This window comes from Achromobacter pulmonis (assembly GCF_902859765.1).
Classification (GTDB): Bacteria; Pseudomonadota; Gammaproteobacteria; order Burkholderiales; family Burkholderiaceae_B; genus Achromobacter; species Achromobacter pulmonis.
Genome location: NZ_CADIJV010000010.1, coordinates 89,383 through 114,335 on the forward strand (window position 1 = coordinate 89,383; position 24,953 = coordinate 114,335).

At 66.9% G+C, this 24,953-nt stretch carries 26 protein-coding genes; 17 read left to right on the forward strand and 9 right to left on the reverse strand.

Translation table 11 applies throughout. From position 1 onward, the window contains the following. The first annotated feature begins 30 nt into the window (after positions 1–30). The 17 genes from plsX (at position 31) to HV701_RS11075 (ending at position 16,075) form a co-directional block, all read left to right on the forward strand. Complete coding sequence (gene plsX, locus HV701_RS10995) at positions 31–1,098, forward strand: phosphate acyltransferase PlsX (RefSeq protein ID WP_175133094.1); 1,068 nt, start codon at positions 31–33, stop codon at positions 1,096–1,098. Continuing rightward, positions 1,098–2,084 (forward strand): beta-ketoacyl-ACP synthase III, encoded by a 987-nt coding sequence (locus HV701_RS11000; protein ID WP_175133095.1) that lies wholly within the window; start codon positions 1,098–1,100, stop codon positions 2,082–2,084. The genes plsX and HV701_RS11000 overlap by 1 nt, the downstream gene beginning before the upstream one ends. A 91-nt stretch (positions 2,085–2,175) precedes the next feature. Next, the gene (gene fabD, locus HV701_RS11005) at positions 2,176–3,111 is read left to right on the forward strand and encodes an ACP S-malonyltransferase (protein WP_175133096.1); all 936 of its coding nucleotides are present in this window, start codon (positions 2,176–2,178) and stop codon (positions 3,109–3,111) included. A 4-nt stretch (positions 3,112–3,115) separates the two neighbouring features. Beyond that, positions 3,116–3,868, forward strand: coding sequence for a 3-oxoacyl-ACP reductase FabG (gene fabG, locus HV701_RS11010; RefSeq protein ID WP_175133097.1), 753 nt, complete (start codon positions 3,116–3,118; stop codon positions 3,866–3,868). A gap of 213 nt (positions 3,869–4,081) precedes the next feature. Continuing rightward, positions 4,082–4,321 carry an acyl carrier protein gene (gene acpP, locus HV701_RS11015; RefSeq protein WP_005012191.1) on the forward strand — a complete coding sequence of 80 codons (240 nt, stop codon included), beginning with the start codon at positions 4,082–4,084 and terminating at the stop codon, positions 4,319–4,321. A gap of 189 nt (positions 4,322–4,510) precedes the next feature. Beyond that, on the forward strand, positions 4,511–5,740 hold the full coding sequence (gene fabF, locus HV701_RS11020; protein WP_175133098.1) for a beta-ketoacyl-ACP synthase II: 1,230 nt from the start codon (positions 4,511–4,513) through the stop codon (positions 5,738–5,740). Position 5,741: 1 nt separating this feature from the next. Next, entirely contained in the window at positions 5,742–6,236 is a 495-nt protein-coding gene (locus HV701_RS11025; RefSeq protein ID WP_175133099.1) for a hypothetical protein, read from the forward strand. Next, complete coding sequence (rpoE, locus tag HV701_RS11030; RefSeq protein WP_175133100.1) at positions 6,233–6,832, forward strand: RNA polymerase sigma factor RpoE; 600 nt, start codon at positions 6,233–6,235, stop codon at positions 6,830–6,832. The genes HV701_RS11025 and rpoE overlap by 4 nt, the downstream gene beginning before the upstream one ends. 12 nt (positions 6,833–6,844) lie before the next feature. Next, complete coding sequence (locus HV701_RS11035; RefSeq protein ID WP_175133101.1) at positions 6,845–7,354, forward strand: sigma-E factor negative regulatory protein; 510 nt, start codon at positions 6,845–6,847, stop codon at positions 7,352–7,354. Then, complete coding sequence (locus tag HV701_RS11040; RefSeq protein ID WP_175133102.1) at positions 7,354–8,430, forward strand: MucB/RseB C-terminal domain-containing protein; 1,077 nt, start codon at positions 7,354–7,356, stop codon at positions 8,428–8,430. The genes HV701_RS11035 and HV701_RS11040 overlap by 1 nt, the downstream gene beginning before the upstream one ends. A 40-nt stretch (positions 8,431–8,470) precedes the next feature. After that, positions 8,471–9,961 carry a DegQ family serine endoprotease gene (locus HV701_RS11045; protein ID WP_175133103.1) on the forward strand — a complete coding sequence of 497 codons (1,491 nt, stop codon included), beginning with the start codon at positions 8,471–8,473 and terminating at the stop codon, positions 9,959–9,961. A gap of 244 nt (positions 9,962–10,205) precedes the next feature. Continuing rightward, a complete protein-coding gene (gene lepA, locus HV701_RS11050) occupies positions 10,206–11,999 on the forward strand; it encodes a translation elongation factor 4 (RefSeq protein ID WP_175133104.1) in 1,794 nt (597 codons plus the stop codon). 23 nt (positions 12,000–12,022) lie between these two features. Beyond that, a complete protein-coding gene (gene lepB / locus HV701_RS11055; RefSeq protein ID WP_175133105.1) occupies positions 12,023–12,907 on the forward strand; it encodes a signal peptidase I in 885 nt (294 codons plus the stop codon). A 2-nt stretch (positions 12,908–12,909) separates the two neighbouring features. After that, a complete protein-coding gene (rnc, locus tag HV701_RS11060) occupies positions 12,910–13,671 on the forward strand; it encodes a ribonuclease III (protein ID WP_175133106.1) in 762 nt (253 codons plus the stop codon). Beyond that, positions 13,668–14,558, forward strand: a complete 891-nt coding sequence (era, locus tag HV701_RS11065) for a GTPase Era (protein ID WP_175133107.1) — start codon at positions 13,668–13,670, stop codon at positions 14,556–14,558. Before rnc ends, era begins: the two co-directional genes overlap by 4 nt. Beyond that, positions 14,551–15,138, forward strand: coding sequence for a DNA repair protein RecO (gene recO, locus HV701_RS11070; RefSeq protein ID WP_175133108.1), 588 nt, complete (start codon positions 14,551–14,553; stop codon positions 15,136–15,138). The genes era and recO overlap by 8 nt, the downstream gene beginning before the upstream one ends. 19 nt (positions 15,139–15,157) lie before the next feature. Continuing rightward, the gene (locus HV701_RS11075; protein ID WP_175133109.1) at positions 15,158–16,075 is read left to right on the forward strand and encodes a LysR substrate-binding domain-containing protein; all 918 of its coding nucleotides are present in this window, start codon (positions 15,158–15,160) and stop codon (positions 16,073–16,075) included. A 38-nt stretch (positions 16,076–16,113) separates the two neighbouring features. Here the strand turns inward: HV701_RS11075 and HV701_RS11080 are convergent, their stop codons facing one another. The 9 genes from HV701_RS11080 to HV701_RS11120 form a co-directional block, all read right to left on the reverse strand. Next, positions 16,114–17,211, reverse strand: a complete 1,098-nt coding sequence (locus HV701_RS11080) for a pyridoxal-phosphate dependent enzyme (RefSeq protein ID WP_175133110.1) — start codon at positions 17,209–17,211, stop codon at positions 16,114–16,116. Between the two features lie 3 nt (positions 17,212–17,214). Further along, positions 17,215–18,192: a M14 family metallopeptidase gene (locus HV701_RS11085; RefSeq protein ID WP_175133111.1), complete on the reverse strand. Its 978-nt coding sequence runs from the start codon at positions 18,190–18,192 to the stop codon at positions 17,215–17,217. Positions 18,193–18,226: 34 nt separating this feature from the next. Then, complete coding sequence (locus HV701_RS11090) at positions 18,227–19,189, reverse strand: Bug family tripartite tricarboxylate transporter substrate binding protein (protein ID WP_175133112.1); 963 nt, start codon at positions 19,187–19,189, stop codon at positions 18,227–18,229. A 90-nt stretch (positions 19,190–19,279) separates the two neighbouring features. Next, positions 19,280–20,566, reverse strand: a complete 1,287-nt coding sequence (locus tag HV701_RS11095; RefSeq protein ID WP_175133113.1) for an NTP/NDP exchange transporter — start codon at positions 20,564–20,566, stop codon at positions 19,280–19,282. Positions 20,567–20,570: 4 nt separating this feature from the next. Continuing rightward, positions 20,571–21,488, reverse strand: coding sequence for an aldo/keto reductase (locus HV701_RS11100; protein ID WP_175133114.1), 918 nt, complete (start codon positions 21,486–21,488; stop codon positions 20,571–20,573). A 68-nt stretch (positions 21,489–21,556) separates the two neighbouring features. Next, complete coding sequence (locus HV701_RS11105) at positions 21,557–22,267, reverse strand: Bax inhibitor-1/YccA family protein (RefSeq protein ID WP_175133115.1); 711 nt, start codon at positions 22,265–22,267, stop codon at positions 21,557–21,559. Positions 22,268–22,426: 159 nt separating this feature from the next. Further along, a complete protein-coding gene (locus HV701_RS11110) occupies positions 22,427–22,855 on the reverse strand; it encodes a hypothetical protein (protein ID WP_175133116.1) in 429 nt (142 codons plus the stop codon). Between the two features lie 81 nt (positions 22,856–22,936). Beyond that, a complete protein-coding gene (locus HV701_RS11115) occupies positions 22,937–23,398 on the reverse strand; it encodes a DNA polymerase III subunit chi (RefSeq protein WP_175133117.1) in 462 nt (153 codons plus the stop codon). A gap of 22 nt (positions 23,399–23,420) precedes the next feature. Beyond that, positions 23,421–24,926 carry a leucyl aminopeptidase gene (locus tag HV701_RS11120; protein ID WP_175133118.1) on the reverse strand — a complete coding sequence of 502 codons (1,506 nt, stop codon included), beginning with the start codon at positions 24,924–24,926 and terminating at the stop codon, positions 23,421–23,423. Positions 24,927–24,953: the final 27 nt, after the last annotated feature.

Sequence of the window (24,953 nt, forward strand, 5' to 3'; positions counted from 1 at the left end):
ATTTCGGCTGAGCGCTGATACCTGGCACCCGTGATACGCATCGCCATAGACTGTATGGGCGGAGACGTCGGTCTGCCCGTCACGATTCCGGCTGCGATCGAGTTCGCCCGGCAATTTCCGGACACCCGGCTATTGCTGGTCGGGCTTCCCGACGCCATCGAAGCGGCGCTCTCCGAGCACCGCGGCGTCGAGCGTGATCGCTTCGAGATCGTGGCGGCTTCCGAGGTCGTCACCATGGACGACCCGGTCGAGGTCGCCCTGCGCCGCAAGAAAGACTCCTCCATGCGCCTGGCCGCCCAGTCCGTCAAGGATGGGCGCGCCGACGCCTGCGTTTCCGCAGGCAACACCGGCGCCTGGATGGCCATTTCACGCTACGTGCTCAAGACGCTGGACGGTATCGACCGCCCCGCGATCGCCACGTCCATTCCGAACCAGACGGGCCGCGCCACCACGGTGCTGGACCTGGGGGCGAACGTGGACTGCACGGCCGAACACCTTCTGCAATTCGCCATCATGGGCGCGGCGCTGTCGCAGGCGGTGGACCATCGCGAGAACCCCACGGTGGGGTTGCTCAACATCGGCGAAGAAGTCATCAAGGGCAACGAGGTCGTCAAGGAAGCCGCCGAGCTTCTGCGCGCCAGCCCCCTGAACTTCTACGGCAACGTCGAAGGCAATGACATTTTCAAGGGCACGGTCGATGTGGTCGTCTGCGACGGTTTCGTCGGCAATGTCGTGCTCAAATCCGTGGAAGGCCTGGCCAAGATGTTGTCCAGCGTCATCCGCGAAGAATTCAAACGCAATCTGATCACGTTGCTGGTCGGCGCGCTGGCCAAGCCCGTGCTCAATCGCCTGCGCAACCGCGTCGATAACCGCCGCTACAACGGTGCGGCGTTGCTCGGCTTGCGCGGCGTGGTCATCAAGAGCCATGGTTCGGCCGATGCCTACGCCTTCGGTTTCGCGCTGCAACGGGCGCGCGAAGCCGTCGTGAGTAAACTGCTGGAGCGCACCGCCCAGACGGTGGCGCAGATAAACCAGCGCGTGCAGTCGGCGTCGGGCGCTTCCGCGCTCGAGTCGGGCGTGGCTGGGGACACCGCTTGATGGATACCGCAATGAAATATTCCGTGATCGCGGGCACCGGCAGCTTCCTGCCGGAACGCGTGGTTTCGAATGACGCCCTGGCGGCGGAGTTGGCGACGCGCGATATCGCCACGTCCGACGAATGGATCGTCGAGCGCACGGGCATTCGCCAGCGCCACCTGGCCGAACGCGGCGTGACCACCAGCCAACTGGCCACCGAGGCCGCGCGCCGCGCGCTGGCCGATGCCGGGGTCGATGCCTCCGAGATCGACCTGATCGTGCTGGCCACATCCACGCCCGATTTCGTCTTTCCCAGCACTGCCTGCCTGGTGCAGGCCAACCTGGGCGCCAAGGGTTCCGCGGCGTTTGACGTGCAGGCCGTGTGCAGCGGGTTCGTCTACGCCCTGAGCACCGCCGACAGCTTCATCCGTGCCGGCCGTGCGCGCTGCGCGCTGGTGATCGGCGCGGAAGTGTTCTCGCGCATCCTCGACTGGAATGACCGCAGCACCTGCGTGCTGTTCGGCGACGGCGCTGGCGCGGTGGTGCTGAAGGCTTCCGACAAACCCGGCATCCTGGCCGCGCAACTGCATGCCGATGGCAGCCAGATGAAGATCCTGAGTGCCGCCGGCAACGTGGCCTATGGCGATGTCACGGGCGACCCGTTCCTGCGCATGGATGGCCAGGCGGTGTTCAAGCAGGCTGTCACGGTGCTGGACCGCTCCGCTCGCGACACCTGCGCGGAAGCCGGGATCGAGATCGCCGACGTCGATTGGCTGATTCCGCACCAGGCCAACGTCCGCATCCTCAATTTCCTGGCGCGCAAGCTTGCCGTGCCGGTCGAGAAGGTCGTCATTACCGTCGACAGCCATGCCAATACCTCGGCCGCCAGCGTGCCGCTGGCGCTGGATGCCGCGCGTCGCGATGGCCGCGTCAAACCCGGCCAACTGGTGCTGATGCAGGGCGTGGGCGGCGGGTTCACCTGGGGCTCGGTGCTGGCCCGCATGTAAGGGCCGGATCGGCCGGGGCGCGGCATGCCGCGCCCGCCTGGCTGGCAAGTCCGACATTACACAGACTCAGAATCTATCCACACGGTCAAACATGAAAATCGCTTTTGTCTTTCCTGGCCAGGGTTCCCAGGCGGTCGGCATGCTGGATGCCTGGACCGATGTCGCCGCCGTTACCGATACCGTGGCGCGCGCATCGCAGGCGCTGGGCCAGGACCTGGGCGCCCTGATTGCGCAGGGGCCCACTGAACAGCTCAACCTCACCACCAACACCCAGCCCGCCATGCTGACGGCTGGCGCCGCGTTCTTCGCGGCCTGGCGCGCGGCGGGTGGCCGTAATCCCGATGTCGTCGCCGGTCACAGCCTGGGCGAATACGCCGCGTTGACGGCCGCCGGTTCGCTGACGCTCGAAGACGCCGTGCGCCTGGTGCGCGTGCGCGCCGACGCCATGCAGGCCGCCGTGCCCGTCGGTACCGGCGCCATGGCCGCCATCCTTGGCCTGGACGATGATGCCGTGCGCGCCGCCTGCGCCGCGGCGGCCCAGGGCGAAGTGGTCGAGGCCGTCAATTTCAACGCGCCGGCCCAGGTGGTGATCGCCGGTCACAAGGGCGCCGTCGAGCGCGCCTGCGAACTGGCCAAGGCCGCGGGCGCCAAGCGCGCGCTGCTGCTGCCCGTGTCCGCGCCGTTCCATTCCAGCCTGCTCAAGCCCGCCGCCGATGTGCTGGCCGGCGCTTTGGCGGCGGTGACGGTGTCGGTTCCGCAGGTGCCGGTCATCAACAACGTCGATGTCGCCGCGCCGACCGAGCCCGGGGCAATCCGGGATGCGCTGGTGCGCCAGGCATGGCATCCTGTGCGTTGGGTCGAAACGCTGCGCGCCATGAAGGCGCAGGGCGTGACCCACGTCATCGAGTGCGGCCCCGGCAAGGTGCTGACCGGCCTGACCAAGCGCATCGACCCCGAACTCACCGGCCTGGCCATTACGGATCCGGCTTCCCTCGAAGCCGCGCTGGCCGCGGTCAACGGAAACTAAGACCATGGAAAACACCTCGATCGAACTGCAGGGCAAGACCGCCCTGGTGACGGGCGCGACGCGTGGCATCGGCCGTGCGATCGCCCTGGAGCTGGCCGCGCGCGGCGCGGTGGTGGTCGGCACCGCCACGTCCGAATCGGGCGCGGCCGCCATCACCGAAGCGCTGGCGCCGTTCGGCGGCCGTGGCGTGGTGCTGGATGTGACCAACGCCGAAGCCTGTGATGCCCTCATCGACGCGCTCGGCAAGGAAGGCGGCGGTCCGCACATCCTCGTCAATAATGCAGGCATCACCCGCGATACGCTGGCAATGCGCATGAAAGACGACGACTGGTCCGCGGTCATCGACACCAACCTGGCGTCGGTCTTCCGCCTGTCGCGGGCGGTGCTGCGCAACATGATGAAGGCCCGTTGGGGACGCATCATCAATGTCACCTCCGTGGTGGGTTCGAGCGGCAATCCCGGCCAAGCCAACTACGCCGCCGCCAAGGCTGGCGTTGCCGGCATGTCGCGGGCGCTGGCGCGCGAGCTGGGCAGCCGCAACATCACCGTCAATTGCGTGGCCCCGGGTTTCATCGATACCGACATGACGCGCGCCCTGGGTGAGACCCAGACGGCCGCGCTGCTGCAGCAGATTCCGCTGGGCCGCCTGGGGGCGCCGGCCGACATCGCCCATGCGGTGGCCTTTTTGTCCGGGCCGCAGGCGGGTTACATTACCGGCACCACCCTGCACGTCAACGGCGGGATGTACATGCAATAAGTCACGAAGCGCGCGGGCGGCCGAGGCCGCCGCGCCGTCACCGGGGCTCCGGGGCGGCGACGCGCGGTTCATCCGGAAACGCCGCATATCGGCACACCTGCGCCCCGATGGCGACAGATCAAAGAGTGCGGCGTTATTTTTGTCACGGCCTGGCGTTTGCAGTACTCTGCGCTTGGCTATAATTCGCGGGATTTTTCCCAATTGGAGATCTGCATGGAAAGCATCGAACAGCGCGTCAAGAAGATCGTCGCTGAACAACTTGGCGTGAACGAAGCCGAGATCAAGAACGAATCCTCCTTCCTTGACGACCTCGGTGCCGATTCGCTCGACATGGTCGAACTGGTCATGGCGCTCGAAGACGAATTCGAGACCGAGATCCCCGACGAAGAGGCCGAAAAGATCACGACCGTGCAACAAGCGATTGATTACATCAATTCGAACGGTAAGCAGTAAGCTCAGCCTATATCCTTCCGGTTGCTCCGAACACGATTTCGGCGCCAACCGGGAACCGGGGCGGTTTCAGGAATTTGCCGTGTGGTCCGCGCGCGGGAAGGGCATCGACGCCCGACCCGCAGTAGCGCGTGCCGCACGCGCAGCGCATCCCGAAAACCGCCTTTCTTTTGTCTGTTTGAGGAGTCATCCGTGAAGCGACGAGTCGTCATCACTGGCCTTGGTATCGTGTCGCCTGTCGGCAACGACCTGACCACCGCTTGGGACAATATCGTCAACGGACGTTCTGGCATCAGCCGCATCACCCGTTTCGATCCCTCGGCCATCACCACGCACATCGCCGGCGAAGTCAAGGACTTCGATATCAGCACCTATATCTCGGCCAAGGAAGCCCGCCAGATGGATACCTTCATCCATTACGGCCTGGCTGCCGGGATGCAGGCCTGGCGCGACAGCGGGCTGGAAGTCACCGAAGCCAACGCCGAGCGCATCGGCGTGATTGTCGGCTCGGGTATCGGCGGCCTGCCGCGCATCGAGGAAACCCAGGTCGAATACATGGCCAAGGGGCCGCGCCGCATCTCGCCGTTCTTTGTGCCGGGTTCGCTGATCAACCTGATCTCCGGGCACCTGTCCATCGCCTATGGCATGAAGGGCCCCAGCTACGCCGTCGTGTCGGCCTGCACCACGGGCCTGCATTGCATCGGTGGCGCGGCCCGCCTGATCGAGTACGGCGATGCCGATGTCATGGTGGCTGGTGGCGCCGAGTCGACCGTGTCGCCGCTGGGCATCGGCGGCTTCGCCGCGATGCGCGCGCTGTCGACCCGCAACGATGATCCTCAAACGGCCTCGCGTCCCTGGGACCGCGACCGCGACGGCTTCGTGCTGGGCGAGGGCGCCGGCGTGCTGGTGCTGGAAGAATACGAACACGCCAAGAAGCGCGGCGCGCGTATCTACGGCGAATTCGCAGGCTACGGCATGAGTTCTGATGCGCACCACATCACCGCGCCTGACAAGGACGGTCCGCGTCGCGGCGTCCTCAACGCGCTGCGCAACGGCGGCCTGAACCTGGAAGACGTCCAGTACGTCAACGCGCACGGCACCTCGACGCCCCTGGGCGACAAGAACGAGACCGAGGCGTTGAAGCTGGCTTTCGGCGATCACGCCAAGAAACTGGTGGTGAACTCGACCAAGTCCATGACCGGCCACCTGCTGGGCGCGGCCGGCGGCATCGAGGCCGTGTTCACGACCCTGGCGGTCTACAACCAGGTCTCGCCTCCGACCATCAATATCTTCAACCAGGATCCGGAATGCGACCTGGACTACTGCGCCAACGAGGCGCGGCAGATGAAGATCGACGTCGGCCTGTCCAACTCGTTCGGCTTCGGCGGCACCAACGGCTCGATGGCCGTTCGCCGGCTCTGATTTGGAAGGCCCGGGCAAGGGGCGCTGGACGTTTCGCGTGCCTGTCCTGCGGCCGTCCGGCGCCGCGGCGCTGCCGGCCCTGGGGCTGGTGGGCGCCGTAGCCAGCGTCGTGGCCAGCGCCGCCCAATTCGACACGGCCTGGGCCGTGGCGGCCATGCTGGTCACGCTGCCGTTGGCGGCGGGGCTGTTACACTTGACCCGCCACAGCCTGTCCCCGGTATCGGCTCTGCGCACGGCGGCCGGCTCCGGCTCCTGGCAGGTGCGCCTGCCGGGTGGCTGGCGGGACGCGGCGCTGGTCGATCAGCGACGCGGTCCGGCGTGGCTCACGCTCACCTTGCAGCTCTTGCCTTCCCGGAGTATGGCCTTCAACGACCACCACGTAACTTTCACCGTCTGGCAGCGGACGCTGCGACCCGACTGCTGGCGGCGCCTATGCCTGCTGGCCGGCGCGGCGCGGCGTGTCTCCCCGGCGGTCCGTCTGCGGGAGGCCGCATGAGCGAGCGCGAAGTCGATGCCGAGCTCGTGGCGCGCGTCCAGCGCGGCGACAAGAAGGCGTTCGATCTGTTGGTGCTCAAGTACCAGCGCAAGATCCTGCGCCTGCTGGCCCGCATGATCCGTGATCCGGCCGAAATCGAGGACGTAGCCCAGGAAGCGTTCATCAAGGCCTACCGGGCCCTGCCCCAGTTCCGGGGAGAGAGCGCGTTCTACACCTGGTTGTATCGTATCGCCATCAATACGGCCCGCAATTGGCTCGCCTCCCAGGGGCGGCGGCCAAGCGCGCCCAATGCGATAGAAACGGAAGACGGTGAAACTTTTAACGAAACCGACAACCTAACCGATATAAGCACGCCGGAGTCCATGGTCGCCAGTCGCGAGATCGCCGAAACGGTGAACGCGGCCATCGAGGAATTGCCCGAGGAATTGCGCACCGCAATCGTCCTGCGTGAAATCGAAGGTATGAGTTACGAAGACATCGCCCAGAGCATGGACTGCCCGATTGGTACGGTGCGCTCGCGCATTTTCCGTGCGCGAGAAGCCATCGCCAACAAATTGCGTCCGTTGCTAGGCACCGATGCCGAGCGTCGCTGGTAAGGAGTGGCAGTCATGCAGACTACAGCAGCCAAGTCCGTCGTTTCTTCGGAAGCCTCCTGGGAGGAATCCGTTTCCGCCTGGATGGATGGAGAAGAAACCGACGATATTCTTCCCGGCCTGTTGACCCGCGAAGGGCGGCAGACCTGGGATACCTATCATCTGATTGGTGATGCCCTGCGCAACAGCGATCTGGCGCTGACGCCCAGCGCGGCGTTCCAGGCGCGCCTGTCGCGCGCGCTCGATGCCGAACTGCCGATCGTGGCGGCCCCGCGCCGCCGTTCGCCGCTGCGTATGGGGCTGTCCGGCCTGGCGGTGGCGGCGGCCGTCGCCACGGTGGCGTGGGTGGCCCAGCCGTACCTGACCGGCGGGTCCACGGGGACCGAGACGCGAGTGCTGGCCGACGCCAGCCTCGGCGGTGGCGCCGATACGTCGGGCCTGAGCGATTACCTGGAGGCGCATCGCCAGATGGCCGGCCCCAGCGCGGTGCGTCAGGTGTCCTTCGATGTCGGGGCGGGTCGCTGATGGCCCTGGTGCTTCCGACCCGTTGGCCGGCGCTGGGACGGGCTGCTTCGTGGCAGGCCCACCGTGCCGGCTGGTTCGCCGCCACCCTCCTGACCGCACTGCTGGCCGCGCACGATCCGGCCCGTGCCGCCGATACCGCGCCCGCCGCGCAGGGCGATGACGTGGTCCAGCTGCTCTCGCGCATCCAGCAGGCCGCGCGCAAGCAGGATTACGCCGGCGTCTTCATGTATCAGCAAGGCGAGATGATCCAGTCGTCGCGGCTGGTCCATGTCCTGGACGGCACCGGCGAGCGTGAGCGGCTCGAAATCCTCGACGGGCAGCCGCGGGAATACCTGCGCCACAACGAAAACGTGCAATGCCTGATCCCCGACCGCAAGACCGTGCTGCTCGAACGCCGCCGCGGCGATCGTTTCCCCGGCCTGCTGCTGGGTGATCCGGCCCGGCTCACCGATCACTACAAGATCCGCGCCGAATCAGCCCTGCACCGCGTTGCCGGGCGCCAGTGCCGGTTGATCACTATCGAACCGCTCGACAAGTTGCGCTATGGCTATCGCCTCTGTGCTGACGTCGAGACCAATCTGCTGCTCAAGGCCCAGACCCTCAATGCCGCCCGCGGCGTGGTCGAGCAGGTGTCGTTCACCTCGCTGCGCCTGGGGGCCGAGGTCGATCCGCAATCGCTGGCCTCGCGTTGGAACACGCGCGACTGGAAGGTGCTCGAACCCGCCTTGAAGCCGGTCGACCTGGGCGCGCTCGGCTGGCGCATCCCGGCGCCCAAGGGTTTCGCGGTGGTGATGCAGGTGGCGCGCTCGATGGGGCACGGCGCCACGGTCAACCAGATGGTGCTGTCCGACGGCCTGGCGGCGATCTCGGTCTTCATCGAACCCTATGACAGCCAGCACGGGCATCACCCGCCCCCTGGCGCGGCGCAGCGCGGATCGATTACTGTCTATGGCACCCGTATCGCCGACTTCTGGCTGACGGCCGTGGGCGAAGTGCCCGTGGCGACCCTGGAACAACTGGCGCAAGCGACTGAATACGTACCTGTGGCGAATGCTCCGGCGGCCGGTTCCAATTGATGGGCGGCCTCGGCGGCAAGAAGAGATTTCGGAGCAATCTATGAAAACAATGATGGTGTCGACCCCCGGCCTGCGCCGCCTGCTGGCGGCCGCGATGGCGGGGCTGCTGATGTCGGCCGCCCTCGCGCCCGTGGCGCAGGCGCAGGCCCCGACGGCGTCCACCCCGACGCCGACGGTGGCGTTGCCTGACTTCACCAGCATCATCGAGAAGGCCGATCCCGCGGTGGTCAACATCCGCACCACGGCAACGGTGCCGATTCGCGGCGTGGGGCCCGGCGGCAATGATCCGGCGGAACTGTTCCGCTGGTTCTTCGGCCCGGATTTCCAGCCGCCGGGCCAGGCGCCTGGCCCGCGCCAGCGTCCGCAGCCGCAGCAGCCCGAGGAACGCACCGTGCCGCGCGGCGTGGGGTCGGGCTTCTTCATCTCCGATGACGGCTACATCATGACCAACAACCACGTGGTCAGCGATGCCACCGACATCTACGTGACGCTCACCGACGGCCGCGAGTTCAAGGCCAAGGTCATCGGCACCGACGAGCGCACTGACGTGGCGCTGATCAAGATCGATGCCAAGGGCATGACGCCGCTGGTGATCGGGGATCCCAAGAAACTCAAGAAGGGCCAGTGGGTGCTGGCGATTGGCTCGCCGTTCGGCCTGGATTCCACGGTCACATCGGGCATCGTCAGCGCCATCGGCCGGGATACCGGCGAATACCTGCCGTTCATCCAGACCGACGTGGCGGTCAACCCCGGCAATTCGGGCGGGCCGCTGATCAATCTGGCTGGCGAGGTGGTGGGCATCAATTCCCAGATCATTTCGCGCAGCGGCGGGTTCATGGGTATCTCGCTGGCCATTCCGATCGACGAGGCGATGCGGGTGGTGGATCAGTTGCGCACCACCGGCAAGGTCACGCGCGGCCGCGTCGGCGTGCAGATTAGCGAGGTCGGCAAGGATGTGGCCGAGGCCATCGGCCTGCCCAAGGCCGAAGGCGCGCTGGTCAGCAGCGTCGAGGTGGACGGTCCGGCGGAACAGGCTGGCGTGCAACCGGGCGACGTGATCCTGACGTTCAACAAGGAAGCCATCAAGCGCTGGTCCGACCTGCCGCGCATTGTGGGTGAAACCAAGCCGGGCACACGCGCCGAAATGGAAGTGTGGCGCAAGGGCAAGAAGATGACCCTGTCGGTCAAGGTCGGCGAGATCCCCGTCGACAAGGCGGCTCCGGGCAAGAAGGGGGCGCCGGCCGCACCGGAAGTGACCAACGCGCTGGGCCTGGGCGTGGTCGACGTGCCCGCTGACATGCAGAAGAAGCTGCGCATCAAGGGCGGCGTGCAGGTCAAGGTCGCCGAGGGCGTGGCGGCCAAGGCCGGCCTGCAGGAAGGCGACATTGTGTTGGCTCTGAACGACACCGACGTCACCGGCGCCAAGCAGTTCGCCGAGCTGGTCGGCAAGCTGGACAGGGACCGCGCGGTTGGCCTGCTGGTGCGCCGCGGCGAGCAGACCCAGTGGGTGGCGGTGCCCGCAAGCAAATAAGGTCCAAGACCGGCTAAAATGGCTGGTTGCCGCAAGAGGGGGCGCCTGGCGCCCCCTCGTTTTTGCCCGGACTGCCGTCAGAAGACGTATGGAGGCCGCCCTGGCGTGGCCCAGAAGCAACAACCAGAGGGGCCAGGCGGCCGGAGTTCCGGCCTAGCGGTTCCAAACCCCGTCGGCCGTGCCTACCCTGGCGGCGGCGTTTTGCGGCAGTTTGCCGAATGTTACGTCCCTTTTAAATTCAAGCATGCAGCATATCCGCAACTTTTCCATCATTGCCCACATCGATCATGGCAAATCGACCCTGGCCGATCGCCTGATCCAGCGCTGCGGCGGGTTGGCGGATCGCGAAATGTCGGCGCAGGTGCTCGACTCCATGGAGATCGAGCGTGAGCGCGGCATTACCATCAAGGCCCAGACGGCTGCCCTGCACTACAAGGCGCAGGACGGCAAGATCTACAACCTGAACCTGATCGACACACCGGGGCACGTCGACTTCTCGTATGAGGTCAGCCGCTCGCTGTCGGCCTGCGAAGGCGCGCTGCTGGTGGTGGATGCCTCGCAGGGCGTGGAAGCGCAGACGGTCGCCAACTGCTACACCGCCATCGAGCTGGGCGTGGAAGTGCTGCCGGTGTTGAACAAGATGGATCTGCCGCAGGCCGATCCGGACGGCGCCCGTCAGGAAGTCGAAGACGTGATCGGCATCGATGCTTCGCAGGCGGTGCTGGCCAGCGCCAAGACCGGCATGGGTATCGACGAGATTCTCGAGTCCATCGTCGCGCGCGTGCCCGCGCCGCAGGGGGATCCGGATGCGCCGCTGCAGGCGTTGATCATCGACTCGTGGTTCGACAACTACGTGGGCGTGGTGATGCTGGTGCGCATCGTCAATGGCGTCCTCAAGCCCAAGGACAAGATCCTGCTGATGGCCTCCGGCGCCACGCACCTGTGCGAACAGACCGGTGTCTTCACGCCGAAATCGCAGCAGCGGCCGCACTTGTCGGCGGGCGAGGTGGGCTTCATCATCGCCGGCATCAAGCAGCTCGAAGATGCCAAGGTTGGCGACACGGTGACGCTGGCGAGCAAGCCGGCGGCCACGCCGCTGCCTGGCTTCAAGGAAGTCAAGCCGCAGGTGTTCGCGGGCCTGTACCCGGTCGAAAGTTCCGAGTACGACCAACTGCGCGACTCGCTCGAGAAGCTCAAGCTGAACGACGCCGCGCTGATGTTCGAGCCCGAAGTGTCGCAGGCCCTGGGCTTTGGCTTTCGTTGCGGCTTTCTCGGGCTGCTGCACATGGAAATCGTGCAGGAACGCCTGGAGCGCGAATTCGACATGGACATCATCACCACCGCGCCGTCGGTGGTGTACGAGGTCGAGCAGCGCGACGGCTCGGTGATCACGGTCGAGAGCCCGTCTCGCATGCCGGAAATCGGCAAGATCGCCGATATCCGCGAGCCTATCGTCAAGGTCACGCTGTTCATGCCGCAGGACTACGTTGGTCCGGTGATGACGCTGTGCAATAACAAGCGCGGCGTGCAGATCAACATGAGCTATCACGGCCGCCAAGTGCACCTGGTGTACGAGATCCCGCTGGCCGAGATCGTGCTGGACTTCTTCGACAAGCTCAAGTCGGTGTCGCGCGGCTACGCGTCGATGGACTACGAGTTCCTCGAATACCGATCGGCCGACGTGGTGCGCGTGGACCTGCTGATCAACAACGACCGCGTCGATGCGCTGGCCGTGATCGTCCACCGCAGCAACGCCCGCCATCGCGCCCGTGACGTGGTGACGCGCATGCGCAGCCTGATCCCGCGCCAGATGTTCGACGTGGTGATCCAGGCCGCCATCGGCGCCGAGATCATTGCCCGCGAGAACGTCAAGGCGCTGCGCAAGAACGTGCTGGCCAAGTGCTATGGCGGCGATATCTCGCGCAAGAAGAAGCTGCTGGAAAAGCAGAAGGCCGGCAAGAAGCGCATGAAGCAGGTGGGTACCGTGGAAATCCCGCAGGAGGCTTTCCTGGCCATCCTGCAGGTGGAAGACAAATAGAACCCAAGAAAGGCGGTTAGCTGATGAGTTGGAACTTTGCCCTGATCCTGTTTGTGCTGCTGGTGCTGACCGGCGTCGTCTGGGTGCTCGACCTGGCTGTGTTGCGGCGGGGGCGCGAGCGCCGGGCGCAGGAGGCGATGGCGCAGTACGACGCGGCATTGATCGGCGATGCGCAGGAGGCCGAGCGCCTGCGGCGCGAAGCCGGCGACAAGGCCCGCCGCGTGCCGTGGTGGATCGAGTACGCGGTCAGCTTCTTTCCGGTGATCCTGTTCGTGTTCGTGCTGCGTTCATTCGTGGTGGAGCCGTTCCGCATTCCCTCGGGGTCGATGTTGCCCACGTTGCAATCGGGCGACCTGATCCTGGTGAACAAATTCAGCTATGGCCTGCGCCTGCCGGTGATCGACAAGAAAGTGATCGACATTGGCGAGCCCCGGCGTGGCGACGTGTTCGTGTTCCGCTATCCGGTCGATCCCGACGTCGATTACATCAAGCGTGTGGTCGGCTTGCCGGGCGACGAAGTGGCGTACATCGACAAAAAGCTGTATGTGAATGGGGAATTGGTGCCGCATGTGCGCGACGGCGACTACTTCGAGCCGGACCGTGTCTCTTATATCGCACAATATAAAGAGAAATTGGGCGAAGTTAACCACAATATCCTGCTGGATGAGAGCCGTCCGCAAGAATATCGGCCGCAATACCAATTTCCCAACCTCGGGAACTGCCAATATTCCCGCGATGGGGTACGCTGCAAAGTACCCGAGGGGCATTATTTCGCCATGGGCGATAATCGGGATAACAGCGCCGACAGCCGATACTGGGGTTTCGTGCCGGAATCCAATATCGTCGGGAAGGCGTTCTTCATCTGGATGAATTTCAGCGATCTCAGCCGCATCGGCCGGTTCAACTGATTATGTCGCTAGCCACGCTAGAAAACCGGTTGGATCACCACTTCGGTGATCCAGCATTGCTTGAACAGGCGCTGACGCACCGCAGCCATGGCGCGCGCCACAACGAGCGTCTGGAATTCCTTGGGGATTCCGTGCTGAACTTCGTCGTCGCGGCGATGCTGTTCGAGCGTTATTCGAAAATCGACGAAGGCGACCTGTCACGCCTGCGGGCCAACCTGGTCAAGCAGGCCTCGCTGGCGGACATCGCCCAGCGCCTGGAATTGTCCCAATACCTGCGCCTGGGCGAGGGTGAATTGAAAAGCGGAGGGTTCCGCCGTCCATCGATCCTGGCGGACACGGTCGAGGCCCTGTTCGGCGCGGTATTCCTGGACGCCGGATTCGATGCCGCCCGCCGCGTGATCGTGCGCCAGTACCAGCCGGTGCTGGCCTCGGTCGATCCCAAGACCCTGGGCAAGGACGCCAAGACCTTGCTGCAGGAATTCCTGCAGGGCCGCAAGCTGGCCCTGCCTTTGTACACCGTGGTGGCCACGCACGGCGCGGCCCACAGCCAGCAATTCGAGGTCGAATGCGCCATTCCGGCGCTGGAGATCAAGGTGAACGCGCCCGGCGCCAGCCGCCGCGCGGCCGAGCAGTCGGCCGCCAAGCTGGCGCTGGAGGCTGCGCAGGCCATCAGCCCGGCGTCCAAGGCTGCCCGCAAGTCGGGCAAGGCGCGCAAAACCGCGCAGTTGTCGCTGCCCGTGGCAGTGTCTCAAGAGACTAAATGAGCGATACCCCTTTCCGTACCGGTTTCGTGGCCATCGTCGGCCGTCCCAATGTGGGCAAATCCACGCTGACCAACGCGCTGATCGGTTCCAAGATTTCCATCGTGTCGCGCAAGGCGCAGACCACGCGCCACCGCATCCATGGGGTGCTGACGCGCGACCACGAGCAGTTCGTGTTCGTCGATACGCCGGGGTTCCAGACCCGCCATGGCGGCGCCATGAACCGCATGATGAACCGCGTGGTGACGCAGGCGCTGGCCGATGTCGACGTAGTGGTGCACGTGGTCGAGGCTGGCAAGTGGTCGGAGGGCGACGCCAAGCTGCTGCCGCTGCTGCCCGCGCCGGAGCGCACCATCCTGGTCGTCAGCAAGATCGACGCGCTCAAGAACCGCGACGAGCTGTTCGCGTTCGTCTCGAAGATCATGGCGCTGCATCCCTTCGGCGCCGTGGTGCCGGTCAGCGCCACCAAGAACCAGCAGCTCGACCAGCTGCTGCAGGAAATCGCGGTGCGGCTGCCGGAAGGCGAGCCGATGTTCGAGGAAGACACCCTGACCGACCGGCCGATGCGCTTCATCGCGGCCGAGTTGGTGCGCGAGAAGATCTTCCGCCTGGTGGGCGACGAATTGCCCTATGGCTGTACGGTCGTGATCGAGCAATGGGAAGAAACCGACAAGGGGGCGAGCATCGCCGCCTGCGTCGTGGTGGAGCGCGACAGCCACAAGCCGATCCTGCTGGGCACGGGCGGCATGCACATGAAGCGCATCGCCACGGAAGCGCGACAGGACATCGCCAAGCTGTTGGACAAGCCGGTGCATCTTGAGATCTACATCAAGGTGCGCAAGGGCTGGTCCGACCGCGAGAGTGCGCTGCGCGACCTGGGTTATGAGTAGACGGGCGCCTCGCGTCCAGGATCGCCCGGGATACATGCTCCACGCCACGGCGTGGCGCGAGACCTCCCTCATCGTGCAGACTTTCTCCCGCGACCATGGCTGTGTCGCCATGGTCGCCAAGGGCGCCAAGCGCCCGTACTCCGTGCTGCGTCCCGTGCTGTCGGCCTTCCAGCCGCTGCTGCTGTCCTGGACCGGCAATGGCGAGGTCAAGACCCTGACGCGCGCCGAGATCATGGGCGTGCGCGCCTTGAGCGGCACCGCGCTGATGTCGGCGTGGTACATGAACGAACTGCTTCTGCGGTTGCTGCCGCGTGAAGACGCTCATCCGCTGTTGTTCGATGCCTACGACATGGCGTTGCAGCAGTTGGCGGGGGGGACCCGTGCGGCAGGGGCATTGCGCCGCTTCGAGTGGACGCTGTTGCGCGAAACCGGGTACGGCGTGGACGAGGCCGAGCCGGACTTCGACGACCCTGTGATCGAGCCGGCCCTGCGCCGCGATCTGCGCGAGCGGCTGGCCGAGAATCTGGCCGGGCGGCCCCTGGCCACGCGCCGGGTGCTGATGGACCTGCAGCGCATCTGAACCGGCGGCACGCCTGGCCATGACCTTCACGCTCAAGCAGGTCGAGACCTTCCGCACCGTCTATGAAACGGAAAGCGTGACCGCCGCGGCCCGGCGGCTCGACGTGTCGCCCGCCACCGTCAGCGCCACGCTGGCCGCGCTCGAGGCCGCCATCGAACTGCGCCTGTTCGAACGCGTGCGCCAGCGCATGCAGCGCACTCCCGAGGCCACGTTGCTGTACGAGGAAATCCGCCGCCTGAACGTGGGCCTGGAAACGCTGGGCCGCAAGATCCGCGCCATCCGTGGCGCGGCGCAGCCGCGCCTGCGCATTGGTTGCATCCATGCCTACAGCGGTGCGATCGTCAGCGACACGATCGCACGCTTTCGCCAGCGCTATCCCGACACCCCCTTGTATTTGCAGATCCGCGACTCGAACACACTGCGCGATATGGTGGTGTCGGGCGAACTCGATCTGGCGGCGGTGGCCGACGAATCCGAACTGGAGGGCTTGCGCGGCCACCGGCTGGCAAGTCTGCGGGCGGTGGCGGTGTTTCCCGACGGACATCCGCTGGCCCGGGCGCAGCAGGTTGGCCTGGCGCAACTGGCCGAGGTCGATGTGATTGCCCTGAACGCCGAGGATGCTTCGCGCCAGCGCCTGGACGCCCTGTTGTTGCAGGCCGGCCTGGGGTTGAAGGTCGCCATCGAGACGCCTTATTCCAGCACCGTATGCCATTTGGCGTTGGCGGGTCATGGCGTCGGTATTGCCAATCCGGCGACCGCTGTCGGTCTGGAGGCGGCGGGGTTATGTCACCGGCCGCTGGCGGCGCCGGTGCATTTCGAATGCCACATGATCGTGCATGGCAGCCGGCCGCTGTCCGAGGCAGGCAAGTACTGGGCGACCTGCCTGCGCGCGGCGCTGGCGCCGCTGGTGGAGCGCTACGGCGTCAAGCGCGCCTGAAGCCGGGCGAAGCGCTTTGTCCGGCGGCCGGGCCGGGGCTAACCACGGCGGCCGTCCGATGTGTGGATCAACACCACCGATGATTCCGCATCCAACTGGCCGGCGCGGCGCAGGCGTGTGACCGCCGCCAGCGCTGCCGCCGACGACAATTCCGTGGCCATTCCCATGCGTTCCAGGCGCTGCTGTGCCTGGGCGGCGGCAGCGTCGGAAACGTCGACCGGCGAACCGCCTGAACGCCGCAGGGCCTCCAGCGCCTGCAGCGTGACGGTGCCGCCGGCAATCGAGTACTGGTCGGTCGAGCCTTCCCAGAGGCCGCGGGCATCGCCGGCGCTGCGCGCGCGCGCCAGGCGGGCATAGGGTTCGACCGCGTGCAGTCGCGGCAGGCGCGGGATACGGCCGGCGCGCAGCAGGTGCTGCCAACCGAGCAAAATGCCCCAGAGCAGGTCGCCACGCGCGGTCGGCACCACGATATCGGTGGGCAGGCCGCAGGCATCGAGGATTTCCTGCGCGATGGGCTTGTAGCCTTCGACGCCGTACGGATGTGTCCCCACCGGCGGGTTCAGGTAGTTGGTCCCGGCGAAGGCGCCCTGATTGCGGCACAGGTCCGCCACGTGCGGCCAGCGTGCCAGGCTGTCGTCGAAGGCAGTGAGATGGGCGCCGAAGCGTTGCATGGCCTCGCGTTGCAGCGGCGGGCAGTTGCGGGTGATGGCGATGTCGGCCCGCAGGCCGGCCGCGGCGCAGTAGGCCGCCAGCGAGACGCCGGCATTGCCGCTGGAGGCGGCAGCCACGCGTTGCGCGCCGGCCAAGCGCGCACGCGACACCAACTGGGCGGCCATGCGGTCCTTGTGGCTGCCGGTGGGGTTGGCGCTTTCGCACTTGAGCCACAGCTGTCCGACGCCTTCGGTCTTTGCCAGGGCGTCGGCCTCCAGGCAGGGCGTGGCGCCCTCGCCGAGGGTCACGGGCTGCCATACCGGCAGTTCCATGGCATCGCCGGGCGCTGCATCGTAGTGGCATTCTAGCGAAGCCGGATGGCCAGCCGCGAGGCAGTGCGGGCAACCTTCGGGGTAGTCGGCGGGGGGCAGCAGGGCTTCGCAGCGCAGGCAGCGCAGGCCGGACAAGCGGGGGTTCATCTGCATGAGTCAGTACAACGAGGCTAGGGAGTCCAGGGAGAGGGCGGGGGCCACTTGCAGCAGGCAGTCGCCGTCATCGCTGCGGGCGATGGCGCGCAGGCAGACGACGGTGCCTGTCTGCGGGCTGGCGAGGGTGCGCGCGGGCTGGTCGGGGCGCGCCGGTTCGATGAGCTGGCCGATGGCCTGGCCCGCCGTCACGGCCTGGCCCAGGTCGACGGCGGGGATGAAGACGCCGCTTTCGCGTGCGCGCAGGGTGGCGGCCGGGGCGTCCAGATCGTGCAGCGTGGGGCTGGCGGGGCGGGGCGGGGCGCCCGCCAGCAGCCCGAGTTCGGCCAGGCAGCCGAGCAGGCCGTCGCGGCAGCGCGCCACCAGCGTGTGGGTGGTTTCGCCGCCGCCGCCGATTTCCGCGCTCAGGCGCAGCACGCCCAGGCGACTGGCGGCGGCCGGCAGGGAGCCGCTTTCGCCGCCCCGGAAGAACACGCATTGCGGCAGGCCGAAGGCGCGCGCCAGCGCCGGCAGGCGCTCATCGAATGCGTCATCGCCATAGCGCGTGATGACCGACGACGGCAGGTAGCGCAGCGAGGCGCCGCCACTATGTACGTCGACCAGGGCCTGGACGCGCGGCAGCAACCGGGCTTGCAGCGCGGCGGCCACGCTTTCGGTGTAGCCGCGTGCCGGCGCGCCGAGGAAGGCGCGATTGAGATTGCCGTGGTCCGACGGCGACAACCGGGTACCGGCCAGCGATGCCTCGGCGTTGGCGGCGGGCAGCAGGTAAACGGTGCCGCGTTGCAGTACGCCAGGCAACAGTTGCCAGAGTTGCAGGATGGCGGCCTGGCCCTCCCACTCGTCGCCATGCACGCCAGCCAGCAGCGCGACGGCAGGGCCGGGACCCGCGTCGATCTTCAGAACCGGCACGGTGATGCGCCGGTAGGCCGAGGCGTTGGTGGCCGCGGCGCAGGTGAAGTCTTCGCGGCTTACCTGGGCCATGGTGCGTCTCCGGGGCGTGCGGGGCGGTCGGTCATCAGTCCAGCGTGGTGCCGGCCGCCTTGATGATGTTTTCCCATTTGGGCAATTCCTTCTGGATCTGGGTCTTGACCTGGTCGGGCGTGCCGCCCAGCGGTTCTTGCGATCGACTGCGCAATTCCCTGGCGATCGCGTCCGAATGCAGGGCTTTATTCATGGCGGTATTCAGCCGCGCGATCACCGCGGGCGGGGTGCCGGCCGGCGCCACCAGGGCGCTCCAGGCCGATTGCTCGTAATCGGGATAGCCCTGCTCGGCTACTGTCGGCACATCGGGATTCGAGGCGGCGCGGCGCCGGGTCGTCACGGCCAGGGCGCGCAGCCGGCCGTCCTTCAGATTGCCGATGAGCGGCGGCAGGTTTTCCATCATGGCATCCACATGGCCGCCCAGCAGGTCGGCCAGTTGGGCGGCGGTGGCCTTGTACGGAATCTGGCGTACAGCCGCGCCGGTCTGGGCGATGAACAATTTGACGCCGACTTCGCTGGTGGTGCCCGGGTCGGCCGAGGTCATGGTCAATCGGTCGGGCTGGGCGCGGCTGGCGTCGATGAAGTGCTTGAGATCGCGATAGGGCGAGGTTGCCTTGACGACGATGACGTTCGGTGTCTCGGCCACCAGCCCGATGGGGACGATGTCTCGGTCGAGGTCGTAGAGTTGTTGCTTGAAGAGATAGCGATGCAGCACCAGCGTGCCGACGTGGGCGTAGCCGATGGTGTAGCCATCGGCCGCGGCGCGCACCAGCGCCTGCGTGCCGATGCGGCCTCCGGCGCCGACACGGTTTTCCACCACCACCGCCTGGCCCAGCTGGCGCGCCATTTCCTGACCGATCAGGCGGGCGGTGATGTCGGCGTTGCCGCCGGCGGCGGCGGGCACGATCAGCGTGATCGGGCGTTCGGGATAATCGGCCAGCGCGGGCGCGGCGGTCAGGCTGAGCAACAGGGCGGCAAGGCTGGCGATGCGTGTCATGGCGGTTCCCGGAACGTTGAGGGCTGCGCTATTGTGCGGCGGCAACGGCCGAAATCCGTTTGGTTGAATCAGATGGTCATTCTGGAAAACCTAAGAATTGGAGGGCGCTTGCCGATCGGCCCGGCGCCCCAATCCGTAGCCGAGCGTCGCCGCGGCCAGCGCGCACAGCACACCGAGCAAGGCGATCAGCGCCACGCCGTGGCCGAGCGCGTCGATGCCCGCCTTGACCCAGCCGCTGGCCGCATCGCCGGCACGGTAGACCACGGTGTCGATGACGTTCTTGGCCTTGTATTTGTCCTCGGGCGATACCGCGGTGAACAGCATCTCGCGCCCGGGCTTGACCAAGGCGTATTCGCCCACGCGGCGCAGGATCATGGCGCCGGCCAGGACGGTGAATACCGGATGGACCGCCAGCAGCAGGAAGGCCAGCGCCATCGCCAGTGGCACCGCCGCCACCAGGAAGCGCACCCCGAGCCGGGCGGCGAGCCGGCTTGTGAGGAACAATTGCGACAACAGCGACAGCGCCTGGACAGTGAAGTCCAGCACGGCGAAGACACGGATGCGTTGCGCCGTGTCGGGGAATGCGGCGGCCACCAGCCGCGCCTGCTCCATGTAGAGAAAGGTGCTGAGCGTCGCCAGCAGCAGGACCAGCGCGGCGATGCCCAGGAGATAGGACGACTGGAACACCCGCGCCAGACCGGCCAGGGTGGCGCCGCGGATCGGCGCCGCCAGCTCGGTGGTGTCGGCGTCCGAGCGCGTTGCGGCGCGCCAGCGTAGCAGCCAGCGCTTGAGCGGCAGCGTCGCTGCCAGCAACAGAGCCGACAGCAGCAGCAGGCCCGCCGGCCCCAGCGTGCCGGCCAGCAGGCCGCCCAGCAGCGGACCGCACAGGCCGCCGGCGCTGGCGCCGGCGGCGATGAAGGCGAACAGGCGTTTGGCCGAGTCCATGCGGAACACGTCGGCCATCAGGCTCCAGCCGAGCGAGACCACGAACAGATTGAAGACCGAGAGCCAGACGTAGAAGCTGCGCGCGGCCCAGATGCCGTCCGGCCGCCAATGGAACAGCGCGGCGTAGCAGGCCATGGTGATGGCGAAGGCGGCGTAGGCCCAGGTCACCAGCGCGGCGCGCGCGACCCGGGCCGACAGCCAGCCGAACAGCGGCACCACCGCCAGCATGGCAAGAAAAGTGGCGGTGAACAGCCATTGCAACTGGTCGACACCCGCCTGGATGCCCAGGGTTTCGCGTAGCGGGCGCAGCATGAAATAGCCGCAGAACAGGAAAAAGAAAAAGGCGAAACCGCAGGCGCCGGCCGCCAGCTCGCCGGTCTCGATGCCCAGCGCTTGCGCCGCCCGGCGGCGCCAGGAATCGCCGGCTCGCATGGTTTCAGTCCAGCAGGGCGGCGATGCGTTCGCGCAAGGCGGCGTCTGGTTGGCGGCCGAAACCGGCCTGTGCATTGGCCGCCATGTTGGCGGGCTTGGAGGTGGCGGGGATGGTGGCGGTCACGGCCGGATGGCCAATGATGAACTTCAGGAACAGTTGCGCCCACGACGTGCAGCCGATTTCGGCGGCCAGGTCCGGCAGCGGCCGGCCCCTGACCTGGCGGAACAGCGCGCCATCCTGGAACGGCCGGTTGATGAGCACCGCGACGCCATTGGCCTGGCAGGCCGGCAGCAGGCGCTTTTCGGCATTGCGCGCGCCCACCGACAGGTTGATCTGCACGAAGTCGGGCCGCTCCTTTTCGACCAGCCCGGTCAGTTCGTCATGGGCGGCGTCGGTGTAGTGCGTGATGCCGATGTAGCGCGTCACGCCCTGCTGCTTGAGTTCGCGCAGCAGCGCCAACTGGTTGCGAGTATCGATCAGGTTGTGGACCTGGATCAGGTCGAGCTTTTGCGTGCGCAGCGCGCGCAGCGAGTTCTCGATCTGGCGCCGGGCCGCCTCGTGGCCCTGGGTGCTGATCTTGGTGGCCAGGAACACCAATGGACGCCGGTCCGGCTCGCGCGCCAGCAGCGCGCCGGTAACCGCCTCGGCCTGGCCGTAGCTGGGGGCGGTGTCGATCAGCGCGCCGCGCGCCGCCAGCAATGCATCCACGACCTGCGCCAGTGGCGCCATCGCTGCCGCGTCCGAGGGCGGCACGTTGAAGGTGTCGGCAGTGCCCAGGCCGATCACCGGCAGCATGTCGCCCGTGGACCAGATCGGGCGGGCCAGCATCGGCTGCCGCGTGGTCAGGGCGCTTGCTGTCCAGGGCTGGGCCAGCAAGGGGGCGCAGGCAGCGGCCTGCAGGAATCGACGGCGGTCGGGCATGGCTCGCTCCAATGAAAAAGGGCCCGCATATTGCATGCAGGCCCTTGCGACTGTAGCGCGGCGCGCGCTTATTCGCGGTTGCCGCCGAAGATGCCCAGCAGCATCAGCAGGTTCGAGAAGACGTTGTAGACATCCAGGTAGATGGCCAGCGTGGCGGACACGTAGTTGGTTTCGCCGCCGTTCACGACGCGCTGCAGGTCGACCAGCATGAACGCCGAGAAGATCACGATGGCCAGCACCGAGATGGTCAGCATCAAGGCAGGCAACTGCAGGAAGATGTTGGCCAGCGCGGCGACCAGGATCACGACCGCGCCGATGAACAGGAATTTCTGCAGGCCGGACAGGTCGCGCTTGATGGTGGTGGCCAGCGTGGCCATGGTGCCGAACACGACCGCGGTGCCGCCGAAGGCCGTCATCACCAGCTGCGAACCGTTGCTGAAGCCCATCACGAAGCCGAGCAGGCGCGACAGCATCACGCCCATGAAGAACGTGAAGGCGAGCAGCAGGACCACGCCCAGCGAGTTGTTCTTGTTCTTCTCGATGGCGAACATCAGGCCGAAGGCGCCCACCAGGAACACGATGGCGGACAGGCCCGGGCTGGCGCCCATGACACGGTTGATGCCGGTGTACAGGCCGACGGCCGCGCCCAGCACGGTCGGGATCAGCGAGAGCGCCAGGAGCCAATAGGTGTTGCGCAGGACTTTGTTGCGCGCGACCTCGCCCGGCGCGCCGGCCAGGGCGCCGGAACGGTTAAAAGGGGACGGACGATATTCGTTCATGGAGGACTCCTGTTTACGGCAGAAAGTGATTTGCCTAGAAGGCTTAGATGCCAAGGATACCTTACAGTTCCCTGAAGAATCCAGTTCTTGGAGGAATTGACGCTCGGGGGACGCGCGTCGATACCGCATGATCGCATGGTGGGGGCGTTCGTCGCGGATTCAACCGGGCCTGACCTCGCGCATCACCCGCGCCACGATGGCGGGCAGTTCCGCATCCAAGCGTGCCTGGACCTGGCTGATGGCGTCGGCCAGGGCCAGGCGCATGGCCTGCTCGATCTCGGCCTGCAGGCGCGCCGCCAGGATCGGGGAGGGGGGCGTTTCGGTCAGCGGCTCGCGCGGCAGGGGCGCGGCGCTGCCAGCCGGATGCGCCGGTTCCTCGTCATTGGCCACGTCGGTCAACAGCGGCACGTCGTCGTCGGCCACATCGGTCAGCACCGGCCAGGTGTCGCCGGCATCCGGGCGCCCAACGTCGTGTGCCGGGGAGGCCGGCGTGGAGCCGGCCGACGGCGGCGGCTGGTACGGTGCCAGCGTGGGCTCGGCCCGCTGGGTCAGGGTGGGGATGCCGGCGTCGGAGGGATAGTGGGGCATGGAAGGCTCCCGGGAATCGAGATGGCGTCGCCCGGGGGCGGCGCGGGGCGTAAAGGTGAAAGGCGCTCGCGGCGCGGGACTTCAGGCGCCCGATTGGCGCTGGCTCAGGTCGTGGCTGTGCGGCGTGTGGCCGGCGCCCTGGTATGCCCGCCAGCGCTGGCGCGCGGCCTGCTTGTCATCGGGGTCGTCGGAGACGATCTCGAGCAGGCGCTCGAAGGCTTCGAAGCCCGGAGGGCACGTGTCGTCGAGATTGAGCAGCCAGGGCTGCGGCTGGCCGTCAGCCACCGCGGCCTGGGCCGCCTGCCATGGGTCGCTGGCCGTCAGGATGACGGGCGTTTCGGCCGCCAGCGGATCGTTGGCCAGGACATGCGGCACGAACGAGGTGTCGTCGAAGGCCCATAGCATCCGGTCGAAAGCCGCCAGGCGCGAACCTTCCCTACAGTACACCACCAGGCGCTGGCCTGCCAGATAGCGCTTGCGCACCACCTGGCAGGCCATGCGCAAGCGGTCGGGCGCGCCGAAAGCGAAGTCGATGCGCGTCATGCCGGTTTCCGTGCGCGGCGGTTCAAGCCTGGTCCAGCAGGAACTGCATCAGCAGCGGCACGGGGCGGCCGGTGGCGCCCTTGTCCTTGCCGCTCTTCCAGGCGGTGCCGGCGATGTCCAGGTGGGCCCAGCGGTACGACTTGGCGAAGCGCGACAGGAAGCAGGCGGCCGTGACGGCGCCGGCCGGGGGGCCGCCGATATTGGCCAGGTCGGCGAAGTTGGACTTGAGCTGGTCCTGGTAGGCATCGTCCATCGGCATGCGCCAGGCGGTGTCCAGGGCCTGGCGGCCGGCGGTCGACAGGGCCTCGGCCAGCGCGTCGTCCTTGGTGAACAGGCCGGTGTTGACGTGGCCCAAGGCCACCACGCAGGCGCCGGTCAGGGTGGCGATGTCGATGACGGTGGACGGCTTGAAGCGCTCGGCGTAGGTCAGCGCGTCGCACAGCACCAGGCGGCCCTCGGCATCGGTGTTGAGGATCTCGATGGTCAGGCCGGCCATGCTGGTGACCACGTCGCCCGGCTTGTTGGCCTTGCCGCTGGGCAGGTTTTCGCAGGCCGGGATCAGCCCGATCACGTCCAGCGGCAGTTCCAGTTCGGCCAGGGCGCGGAACGAGCCCAGCACGCTGGCGGCGCCGCACATGTCGTACTTCATTTCGTCCATGGTGGCGGCGGGCTTGAGCGAGATGCCGCCGGCATCGAAGGTGATGCCCTTGCCGACCAGCACGATGGGGCCTTGCGCCGCCTTGGCGCCTTTCTTGGCGGGCTTGCCGGCGTGGCGCAGGACGATGAAGCGCAGCGCTTCCTCGGAGCCGCGCGCCACCGACAGGAACGACCCCATGCCCAGGGCCTCGACCTGTTTACGGTCCATGACCTCGACCTTGAGCGACTTGAACTCGCGCGCCAGGCGCTTGGCGGTGTCGCCCAGGTAGGTGGGGGTGCAGATGTTGCCGGGCAGGTTGCCCAGGGTGCGGGTCAGGTCCATGCCGTTGGCGATGGCGGCGCCTTCGCGCAGGCCTTTCTGAGCCTGGGCGGCGTCGGCGCGTTCGACGATCTGCACGATCTTCTTGAGCTTGGGGCGGGCGTCGCGGTCCGGTTTGCCGAAGCTGGCGTCATAGTGATAGGTGGCGCTGCCGGCCGCGATGGCGGCGCTGCGGGCGCGGGCGATGACGGCCACGTCGGCGATCGGGTTGGCGAGCAGCGTGGACACGCCTTCGGTCAGTTGGGCCGCGACGCAGGCGGCGGCGAAGGCCTGTTCGGCCGAGGCGTGGGCGCGGGCCGAGTACTCGTCCTGCTTGCCCAGGCCGACCAGCACCACGCGCTGGGCCGACACGCCCGGCAGGGAACGCAGCACCAGGGTGGACCCGGCGCGGCCGCGGAACTCGTTCTTCGCGACGGCGCGCACGGCGCCGTTGGAGGCGCGGTCGATCAGGTCGGCGGCGGGGCTCAGCACGCCGTCGGCGTAGACCCCGATCGCCAGCGCGGCGGTTTTGATCTGGTGCAGGGAAGCGGTGGTCTGTGTGCTAAATTCCATGAGGGTTTCCCGTGTGCGTCTGTATGA